Source organism: Paracoccus shanxieyensis (assembly GCF_009711265.1).
Classification (GTDB): domain Bacteria; phylum Pseudomonadota; class Alphaproteobacteria; order Rhodobacterales; family Rhodobacteraceae; genus Paracoccus; species Paracoccus shanxieyensis.
Genome location: NZ_WMII01000048.1, coordinates 1 through 8,584 on the forward strand (window position 1 = coordinate 1; position 8,584 = coordinate 8,584).

An 8,584-nucleotide genomic window follows, 5' to 3' on the forward strand; every position below is an offset into this window, starting at 1 on the left:
AAGGTCTCGCAACCCGAAACTTGTCCGAAGATCGACGGTGACCGCCAGCGTCACCAACGGCCGCGCGCTGCGCTACGCCGAAGGCTCCGCGCGCGGCCTCCTACACCATGTGTTGGGACACTGCCAGTGCGCCGATAGCCGCCTCCTTCGATATCGGCTTTCCTGCTCCGAGGGCGATTGTTCCGATCGGCTCGTTCGTCTGCATGAACATTTCCAACCAGGGGCCGACATAGTCCGTGCCATTGCCGAGCGGTGAAGCCGCCGTTGGCTCCAGTTCATAGACCATCACGCATTCATCGCTCTTACCGTCTACGGTCGCCTGATAGCTGCCGAATGGGCGGCGCTCCAACATCCAGGACAGCGCGATCATCGGTGCGTTTTCCAGCGCCGCCGCCAGATCTTCGGCTCTGTCGATCTGCTGCGGCAGCAGATTGGTGTCGAGGCACCGCCATTGGCTGGTGGTGCCGGAATAATATGCAAGCAGATAGCGCATTGTCAGCATGCCCATATGTTCTTGTTGTCGCTGGCATCTTCGCCCGACCAGGAAGTAGGGAGCGCGTCTTCTGCTCGCAAGGATTTGCGGTGGGCCTTGGGCGGGATGCCGCCCAGGGGTATGTCGTCTTGCCTGCACGTACGGCATTAACGCCGTGACAGCAGCCTGCCGAGCCAGCTGCTTTTGCCGTTGGCATTGCGCAGCTTCGACCGGGGCGACCTGGCAAGAACTTCGCGCCCCGCATCGGTCAGTTGGTAACGCTTTGCGCTTATGACCCTGAAGAGCCCGCGATCCGTCAGGCGCTCGGCGATCTGCTCTGTCTCCGGATCCGCGTCAGAACCGATCAGGGACGGGATATTTTCTGGCAGACCCTCAGCGTCGCGCAGAAGATCGAGCCATGAAGATGGCAGTTCATCGTCCGACAACGCACGGCTCCGGGGATGGCGGCGTGTCGGGCATCAGGTCATCTCGCAGCGCAGGCATATCAACTCGCCCTCAGCGGACGACCAGCACCGGCACCGGGCTGTGGGCCAGCACTTCGGCGGTCTGGCTGCCGAGCAACAGACGACCAAGGCCACGCCGGCCGTGCGAGGACATGCAGATCAGGCTACAATCCCGCGCTTTCGCAGTCTCGACAATCGCCTCGGCAGGTTGGGCATTGGGGATATGCAGAACCTCGGCGACTACACCGATCTTGTCCGCAGCTTCCTTCGCAGTTCTCAGGATGCCATCGGCCAGTTCCTTCTGGCTTTCCTCGAACCCGCCGCTGACCTCGATGGGTGCGACCCATGCCCCGCCCGCGGCCGCTGCATAGATCGGGAAGGCTTCCGTGACGGTGACGATGGTCACCTTCGCGCCGAGGGTCTTGGCCAGCGTCAAGCCGTGGTCGAGGCCCTTGGTGGCGGTTTCCGATCCATCGGTGGAAATCAGGATGTGATGATACATGATCATTCCTTTTGGCTGGCAGGGAAGATCTGGCGCATGGCGGGATCGTGTTATTGTTGCACAGGCTTGCCCCCTGGCCAAGGAAATCCGTTCCAGATCAATGCCCGAGATGGGCTGGGCCTTTGGCCGTTCGACCGTTTCCTTGCCGCCGGTCAGGAGAGGGAGAGTGGGGAGGGGTTTTCCATGACGGGTTGGTAGCCGGAGAGAGGGTCTCCCCGGCGCCCGTCCTCGGAGTATCTGACATGGCTACTGCCGTTCAGAAGATCACCCTGTCGTCCTCGCGCGACATCCCCTTCAACAAGCTGGTGCTGAGCCAGTCCAACGTCCGGCGCGTCAAGGCCGGCGTTTCGGTCGATGAACTGGCCGAGTCCATCGCCCGTCGCGGACTGATCCAGTCGCTGCATGTCCGCCCGGTTCTGGGCGAGGATGGTACCGAGACCGGCATGTTCGAGGTGCCCGCCGGCGGTCGCCGCTTCCGGGCGCTGGAGGTGCTGGTGAAGCAGAAGCGCCTCGCCAAAACCGCCCCGGTCCCCTGCATCGTGTCCGACGCAACCGACGACGTGCTGATCGACGAGGTGTCGCTGGCCGAGAATATCGAGCGCGCACCGCTGCATCCGGTCGACCAGTTCCGCGCCTTCCAGGCCATGCGCGAGAAGGGCATGACCGAGGAGGCCATTGCGGCCGCCTTCTTCGTTGATGCCAAAGTGGTGAAACAGCGCTTGCGGCTGGTCTCGGTCGCGCCCGCGCTGCTCGAGATCTATGCCGAGGACGGCATGACGCTGGAGCAGCTGATGGCCTTCACCATCTCTTCGGACCATGAGCGCCAGGTTCAGGTCTGGGAGGCGGTGAAGGACAGCTGGTCGAAGGAACCCTACAACATCCGCCGCCTGCTGACCGAGACCACGGTGCGGGCCTCCGACAAGCGCGTCACCTTTGTCGGCATCGAGGCCTATGAGGCGGCGGGCGGCTATGTGCTGCGCGACCTCTTCCAGCAGGACGATGGCGGCTGGCTGCAGGATCCGGTGCTGCTCGACCGGCTGGTGAACGAGAAGCTGAAGGCCGAGGCCGAGATCATCGCCGCCGAGGGCTGGAAATGGATCGAGGTCGCGGTCAGCTTCCCCTACAGCCACGCCTATGGCATGCGGCAGTTGATCGGCACCACGGTCGATCTGACCGAGGATGAGCGCGCCACCCGCGAGGCGCTGCGAGACGAATACGACCGGCTTGAGGCCGAGTATTCGCAAGCGGAAGAATACCCCGATGAGGTCGATGCCCGGCTGGGCGAGATCGAGAAGACCCTCGGCGCCTTCGAGATGCGGTCGATGATCTACGAACCTGCGCAGATGGCGCGGGCAGGGGTCTTTGTCAGCCTCGATGTCGACGGCACGCTGCTGATCGAGCGTGGTTATGTCCGGGCCGAGGATGAAGCACCGCTGGAACCTGAGCCCGAGATCGTCGATCCCGAGACCGGCGAGGTTCTGCAGCGCGCCGAGCATGAAACCAGCCATCAGCGTGCTGTGATCACGCTTGGGGGCGAGCCGGCGACTTCGCCCGAAGAGGAGGAAGACGAAGGCGAGGCGATCAAGCCGCTGCCGGAACGCCTGGTGATCGAACTGACCGCGCACCGGACCCTCGCGCTGCGCGATGCTGTCGCCAACAACCCGCGCATCGCGATGACGGCGCTGCTGCACCGCTTGGTGCTCGACTGCTTTGGCATCCGCAGTGCGGGCAATGCGCTGCAGGCCCGTATCAACGAAGTGCATCTGTCGGTGCAGGCTCCGGATCTTGGCGACTCGATCCCGGCGCAGGCCATCGACGAGCGGCATGCGGCATGGCGAGCGGATATCCCGCTCGATGACGGCGATGACCGGCTCTGGGACTGGCTGCACGCTCTCGACGAGGCCAGCCGACAGGCTCTGCTGGCACATTGCCTGAGCTTCGGGGTCAACGCGCTCTATGAGCGTCCGAACCCCTATAGCGGCAATGGCATCAGCCAGCATGGCCTGGATCGCCGCATGCAGGAGGCAGATCGTCTCGCGCGCGTGACCGGTCTCGATCTGGTCGAGACGGGCTGGAAGCCGACGGTCGCCAATTACTTCGGCCGCGTGACCAAGGCGCGTATCCTGGATGCCGTGCGGGAAGGTGTTGGCGAGCAGGCGGTGGAACTGATCGTCCATCTGAAGAAGGGCGAGATGGCGACCGAAGCCGAACGGCTGCTGGCAGGCAGTGGCTGGCTGCCGGAGCCTCTGCGGATAGACGATCAGGATGCCATCGCAGATGCGGCCGATGCGGGCAGCGCAGAAGCGGAAACCTTGCCTGACTTCCTCACGGGCGACGGCGAGGACGATGAGCCTTTGGAAGACGAGGAGCAGGTGCCGACGCAAAGCATCGCTGCCGAATGACCTTCACGCGGGGCGGCTCCGGCCGCCCTTTACCCTCTCAGTCCAGCCTGCCCGGTCCTTGTGACCGGGCTTTTCTTTTGGAGCACGTCCCCATGTCGCATTCGATCGACATAGATGCGATCTTCACCGAAGATCGCTGTAACCCGCCCACAGAACGGTGCTTGCCCTGGCGCGAGTCCAAGAGCGGTATTTCCGTCGTCGTAGAGCCGAAGCCCCACTGGGCGGACGACTTGCGGGTGTTCCGTCTCGATCGGCCGGAATACTGCTTCTATGCAGACTGGCTGGCTGACGGTTGTCGTGCCCGATTCTATGGTCACATAGACACCTGTGGCGCGGACCTGCTGTTGAAAGCCCGAACGATGCTTGTGCGCGAGATCGCCGACGGGCTGTGGGATGAGGTGGCTTGAAATGGTCACCCCGGCCGTTCGACCGGCCGTTTTGGTTGGCGTTTTTCCCCAGGGTCGTCATGAGCGCACAGGGCTCAGTCTTTCCCTCTTTCCGGCCTCTTTGATCGTGGGTTCTGCGGATCAGTGGCACGCTCTGATCGCGCTTCCTGCCCTGTCCCTCTTCCCGATCGAGCGCTTGGGCGGCAGGTGCCGATCCGGCGTCCCGGCCGTATCCAATCTGATGCGTCGACTTCCCCGTGGCGGCAGGTCGGCGGGGAAGGGCGCGAGCCCGCCTGTTCACGGCTAGGGCGATCATCGCCGGTGGTTGCCTTTGGCGCCTTCCTGCCGGTTCCTTCAGAATCGCCGCTGTCTCCTGTCTCTCTGGGGTGACGGGACCGCTCGCATGCGTCCTCTGTGATGGGCTGATCTGGCCGAAGACCAGCGCGCGGGAGCGCGCTTCGACGTCTCGGCGCAACAGCGTCGTTGAACTTTCTTCCCCTGCCGGCGGTGCCGTCATTCCTCGCGGAAGACAAGAAAGCCCTGCCTGTGCTGTCAGGGTCCCGGACGGGACTGCGCCGGCCGTCGTCATCGGCCTCTAGATCGCCATCGAGGCCGCAATGGAGCGGGCCCGAACACGAGAGAATGGAGACAGACAATGGCGACCATCGGCACCTTCAAGAAGACCGGCAACGAATACACCGGCGAAATCGTTACCCTGAGCGTACAGGCCAAAGGCGTGCGCATCGTCCCCGACCTGCGGGCCTCGGGCGAGAACGCACCCTCGCACCGGATCCTGGTGGGCCGCGCGGAGATCGGCGCCGCCTGGTCGAAGCGCTCGAACGAGGGGCGGGACTATCTGGGCCTGAAGTTGGACGATCCGAGCTTCGCGCACCCGATCTACGCCAACCTCTTTGACGACGAGGACGGTGAGGGCTCGAGCCTGATCTGGTCGCGCCCCAACAGCCGCCGGGGGGAGTAACACCCCCCAACCATGGCCCCGGTCGAAAGGCCGGGGCTTCTGGTCTTGCGGATGCCCGACGGCTTTCGGGCGGACCACGGATCAGGTGTTCACGTCATCCTCAAAACGCTGGATGCGGGCGAGGATGTCATCGAAACTCGGCGGCTTCGTATCGAACATCATGGGTGCCATGTCCTTGTAGTCCGCACGCAGATCCTTGATCCGATCCTCGCCGGGCAGAAGTCGCAACGTGCCGGGCCTGGCCAGGTCATAGCTTGCCCATGCCGAACGGAAGAAGATGGCTTTATGCTGCGCCACCTGCGCCAGAAGCTCGAAGTCCCGCGATGCAGCGACTCCCTCCGCGGTCTCGAGGAGCATCGCCAGATCGTAGAAATGCCGGGAGAAATACTGCGGTGTCGGCGAACTGGTAGGGCGATGCGCTTCGGCATGGAGTGCGGTCGCCTTTTCCCAGAAGGTGCGCCGGGAAGACAGGACGGTGACCTTCGTGTCACGCTCGTTGAAGAAGTCAGGGTAGTCCTCGGCCGCATAGGGCCGGATCACCTTTTCCTCAGTTGGCCAGGGGTCTCCGCGCGCCCCGAGTTCGAGCTTCACGCGGGGGGTGATGTAGGACATGCCGGCATAATTCGTGCCGCCAAAGGCCGGGGGATACTGGAAATTCACCGTCTGCGCGTCATTCGGGTCTATCTCGAGCGACCAGCCACCATCGGCGGGATCACCCAGATGGCGCGCGAATTCTGCTTGCAGGGCGGGAAGCAGCCGTTCGGCAACATGCGTTTCGACATCCGCCACCAGATCCGCAATCAGCCTCGCCGTTTTATTCTTTCCAAGCCCTTCCTGCTCAGGGTCCCGTTCGCCGCCATATCCCAGTTCTGCCCGGTCAAAGGACAGGTCAATATCCTCGGAGAACCGACGGATCGCATCATAGGCCTTGGACAGCGAGGTACCGCCTTTGAACACCAGCGATGCGGTTTTCCCGGGCGGCAGCGAGAAGACCCGCCGCAGGGTCCAGCAAACCCAGAAGTCCTTCTCGATGATCGTGTTGGCGACGCCGCGACCAGCGGCGGTTTCGCCAAAGAGTGCGGCACGGTCCGCGGCCGACAGGCGGGCAACATTATCCAAGAGCGGTTTCCGCGCCGGACCCTGAAGGTTTTGGGTCGGCGATCGAGAGCAGGGTTGCCCGCATCCACGCGGGCGCCTGCTTCGCATTTCTGGCGAGAAGCTTTTTGTCACTGACCGAGAGGTGACGGCTGGCCGCGTGCATCACGTCAGAGGCCCGTGCAGCACCTACATGGCGCAGGGCCTGAACGACCGTTCCGGCCGGGCTGCCGGGGGCAATCAGATGTTTGGGTGAGGTATGGCGAAGATCGATCACCCGCTTCCCCAGCACAACGCGGCGCGAAGGCCCATCCGTCAGCCAACGGCTCTGCGCTGCAACCTGCGTTGAAAGCCCGAGCACATTGGCAGCCTGTGGACCATCAATCTGCAGGTTTGATCCGGTTTCGCGAGCGAGTGCTCTGGCCACGTTGTCGGGCGAAGGGGCCAGAGCACCAAACTTCGGATGGATCTTCGGGAAATCATAAAGGCCGCGGGCGAGACGCCGGAGGTCGCCCGCCCTGGTCAGCCGAGACAGCGCCTGGTCCACCGCGCCACGGGCAGCCACGTTCAGAAAGTCACTGGGCGTGAAGACGCTGCCGCGTCCGCTAGCGCGGACACGCTTCATGATCCGATCGGGAACAGAGGCAGATACAGTCTTCATGTGTTAGAAAATAGGCTATGTTTTTCTTCCAATCAAGTGTGCGAGGTAACGCGCTCTGACTCTTGTACTGGCTGAGATTGTCGCGGTCGCGGACAGGGGGGACGAGGGGTGTGCTCGGCGGGGTGCGAAGGGGCCGAGTTCGGCGCTTGCGCCCTGTGCCAGGGGTCTATCAGGCATTCGCTGGAAGCCACCGTATTCATCGTCGGTGCGGCACAGATCTGCAATCTGGCCTGAAACACGTCGACACCTTTGATCAGCGAAGCGCCAAGGCTGGCGGCAGCGGAGGCATCCCTTCAAGGGATCAGGCTCCTGTCAAAGCCAAAGCCCCATCCCCGCTTCCATTCGCAAACCTTGGTCCGATCCGTCTCTTTGAAATCAACCCGTAAAGGGTCGGCTTGACGCTTTGCGTGCCGCCCTCGGGGATTCGGGCAAGAGGCCCGAACGCCCTCGGGTGATTGCAGATCCGGTCAGACACTTCGGGCGCCTGTCGAGCGGGGGATGGTCCCTCGTCTCCAAAGACAGGAGCCAGTCCCATGTCCAAGAAGGATGCCACCGCTTTCGCCGCCAGCCTCGCCGCTACGCTGATGGTCTCGATCGTCGTGTTTCAGGCCGGCGATGGCAGCCATGCCGCCATGCCCGCCGATGAATATGATGGCGATGAGGCTCTCATCGCCCTCGAGATCGACCCCTGGCAGTGAGGCGCGCAAGCGCCTCACCCCTTCCGGGCGGCCCTCGCGCGGCGAGCCGCGGGGCCGGCCGGGGTTGCGCGATCACCCGCCTGTGGCGCGCGCCGCGCAGCTGTGCCGGGATGAACCCCGGCGCGGGAGAGGCAGAGGTGGGGTCCGGGAAGGGCGAGCCTTCCGGTCCCAGAGAGAGCGCCGGTCGGCTTCACCTGTCCCTTCGCTCTCAGGAGAAGTCCCATGACCCAAGAGATTGCAGCCACCCCGGAAGTCAGCCTGGCGGCCGCCATGGCGCAGTTTGATGCCTCGCAGCTGGCGCATCAGACGCTCAGCACCACTGCAATGGCCGTGAACAAGGAGACCCTGTTCGCGGCCATGCGCGCTGCCGGGATCACCGAGATCATCGTCACCTTCGATGGTGCTGGCGACAGCGGGCAGGTCGAAGACATCGACGCCCGCTGCGGCGGTACCGCGGTGCCGATGCCGGACACGGAAATCACGCTCGCACAGGTCAGCTGGGGCGTCACCGAGATTGCGACCAACACCATGTCGCTCTCCGAGGCCGTCGAGCCCCTGGCCTATGACCTCCTATCCGACAGCCATGGTGGCTGGGAGAACTGCGACGGCGCGTTCGGCGAGTTCCATTTCGACGCCGAGGCCGCGACGATCCTGCTCGATTACAATGAGCGGTTCACCTCGTCCGAGCAATTCAACCACAGCTTCTGAGGGCGGAGAACATGGCACATCCTTATCATCACGCCCTGTCCTCGGTGAAGAAATGGGGCGGCGTGGTCGAGGATTACATCGAGCTGCATTCCTGGTTAGATGTTATCTGGACTGGCAAGCGTTTTCTTGGCGCGTAGGGTAGCGATAGTCCATAGGAGGGGCCCCGCCGTCCGCACTGCGCGGATCAAAGCGCTGGCGGTGCGGACGGCGGGGAGGT

The 8,584-nt window shown here is 63.6% G+C and carries 11 protein-coding genes; 6 read left to right on the plus strand and 5 right to left on the minus strand.

Annotation, left to right across the window (positions count from 1 at the left end):
* Positions 1–100: 100 nt before the first annotated feature.
* The 3 genes from GL284_RS20790 to GL284_RS20800 all read right to left on the minus strand — a co-directional run bounded on the left by GL284_RS20790 (position 101) and on the right by GL284_RS20800 (position 1,438).
* Positions 101–493 (minus strand): hypothetical protein, encoded by a 393-nt coding sequence (locus GL284_RS20790; protein ID WP_230383525.1) that lies wholly within the window; start codon positions 491–493, stop codon positions 101–103.
* A gap of 146 nt (positions 494–639) precedes the next feature.
* The gene (locus GL284_RS20795; protein WP_155046322.1) at positions 640–918 is read right to left on the minus strand and encodes a hypothetical protein; all 279 of its coding nucleotides are present in this window, start codon (positions 916–918) and stop codon (positions 640–642) included.
* 70 nt (positions 919–988) lie between these two features.
* Positions 989–1,438 (minus strand): universal stress protein, encoded by a 450-nt coding sequence (locus GL284_RS20800; RefSeq protein WP_155046323.1) that lies wholly within the window; start codon positions 1,436–1,438, stop codon positions 989–991.
* Positions 1,439–1,680: 242 nt separating this feature from the next.
* Between GL284_RS20800 and GL284_RS20805 the strand changes: the two genes are divergently transcribed.
* The 3 genes from GL284_RS20805 to GL284_RS20815 all read left to right on the plus strand — a co-directional run bounded on the left by GL284_RS20805 (position 1,681) and on the right by GL284_RS20815 (position 5,205).
* Complete coding sequence (locus GL284_RS20805) at positions 1,681–3,840, plus strand: ParB/RepB/Spo0J family partition protein (RefSeq protein WP_155046324.1); 2,160 nt, start codon at positions 1,681–1,683, stop codon at positions 3,838–3,840.
* Positions 3,841–3,932: 92 nt separating this feature from the next.
* Entirely contained in the window at positions 3,933–4,247 is a 315-nt protein-coding gene (locus tag GL284_RS20810) for a hypothetical protein (RefSeq protein ID WP_155046325.1), read from the plus strand.
* A gap of 634 nt (positions 4,248–4,881) precedes the next feature.
* Entirely contained in the window at positions 4,882–5,205 is a 324-nt protein-coding gene (locus tag GL284_RS20815; RefSeq protein WP_035714938.1) for a DUF736 domain-containing protein, read from the plus strand.
* 81 nt (positions 5,206–5,286) lie between these two features.
* Here the strand turns inward: GL284_RS20815 and GL284_RS20820 are convergent, their stop codons facing one another.
* Both GL284_RS20820 and GL284_RS20825 read right to left on the minus strand, forming a co-directional pair.
* On the minus strand, positions 5,287–6,324 hold the full coding sequence (locus tag GL284_RS20820) for a nucleotidyl transferase AbiEii/AbiGii toxin family protein (protein ID WP_155046326.1): 1,038 nt from the start codon (positions 6,322–6,324) through the stop codon (positions 5,287–5,289).
* Complete coding sequence (locus GL284_RS20825) at positions 6,317–6,925, minus strand: DUF6088 family protein (RefSeq protein ID WP_155046327.1); 609 nt, start codon at positions 6,923–6,925, stop codon at positions 6,317–6,319. Before GL284_RS20825 ends, GL284_RS20820 begins: the two co-directional genes overlap by 8 nt.
* Before the next feature lie 569 nt (positions 6,926–7,494).
* Between GL284_RS20825 and GL284_RS21410 the strand changes: the two genes are divergently transcribed.
* The 3 genes from GL284_RS21410 (at position 7,495) to GL284_RS21845 (ending at position 8,504) form a co-directional block, all read left to right on the plus strand.
* Entirely contained in the window at positions 7,495–7,659 is a 165-nt protein-coding gene (locus GL284_RS21410) for a hypothetical protein (protein ID WP_196216826.1), read from the plus strand.
* Between the two features lie 222 nt (positions 7,660–7,881).
* Positions 7,882–8,367: a DUF6878 family protein gene (locus GL284_RS20830; RefSeq protein ID WP_155046328.1), complete on the plus strand. Its 486-nt coding sequence runs from the start codon at positions 7,882–7,884 to the stop codon at positions 8,365–8,367.
* An 11-nt stretch (positions 8,368–8,378) separates the two neighbouring features.
* Positions 8,379–8,504 carry a DUF6915 family protein gene (locus GL284_RS21845; protein WP_255453291.1) on the plus strand — a complete coding sequence of 42 codons (126 nt, stop codon included), beginning with the start codon at positions 8,379–8,381 and terminating at the stop codon, positions 8,502–8,504.
* The last annotated feature ends 80 nt before the right edge of the window (positions 8,505–8,584 follow it).

Excerpts from the sequence above, each read along its gene's own strand:
- GL284_RS20805 (WP_155046324.1), top strand. The coding sequence starts at position 1,681 with ATGGCTACTGCCGTTCAGAAGATCACCCTGTCGTCCTCGCGCGACATC.
- GL284_RS21410 (WP_196216826.1), top strand. The coding sequence starts at position 7,495 with ATGTCCAAGAAGGATGCCACCGCTTTCGCCGCCAGCCTCGCCGCTACG.
- GL284_RS20810 (WP_155046325.1), top strand. The coding sequence starts at position 3,933 with ATGTCGCATTCGATCGACATAGATGCGATCTTCACCGAAGATCGCTGT.
- GL284_RS20790 (WP_230383525.1), bottom strand. The coding sequence starts at position 493 with ATGCGCTATCTGCTTGCATATTATTCCGGCACCACCAGCCAATGGCGG.
- GL284_RS20825 (WP_155046327.1), bottom strand. The coding sequence starts at position 6,925 with ATGAAGCGTGTCCGCGCTAGCGGACGCGGCAGCGTCTTCACGCCCAGT.
- GL284_RS20830 (WP_155046328.1), top strand. The coding sequence starts at position 7,882 with ATGACCCAAGAGATTGCAGCCACCCCGGAAGTCAGCCTGGCGGCCGCC.
- GL284_RS20815 (WP_035714938.1), top strand. The coding sequence starts at position 4,882 with ATGGCGACCATCGGCACCTTCAAGAAGACCGGCAACGAATACACCGGC.
- GL284_RS21845 (WP_255453291.1), top strand. The coding sequence starts at position 8,379 with ATGGCACATCCTTATCATCACGCCCTGTCCTCGGTGAAGAAATGGGGC.
- GL284_RS20800 (WP_155046323.1), bottom strand. The coding sequence starts at position 1,438 with ATGTATCATCACATCCTGATTTCCACCGATGGATCGGAAACCGCCACC.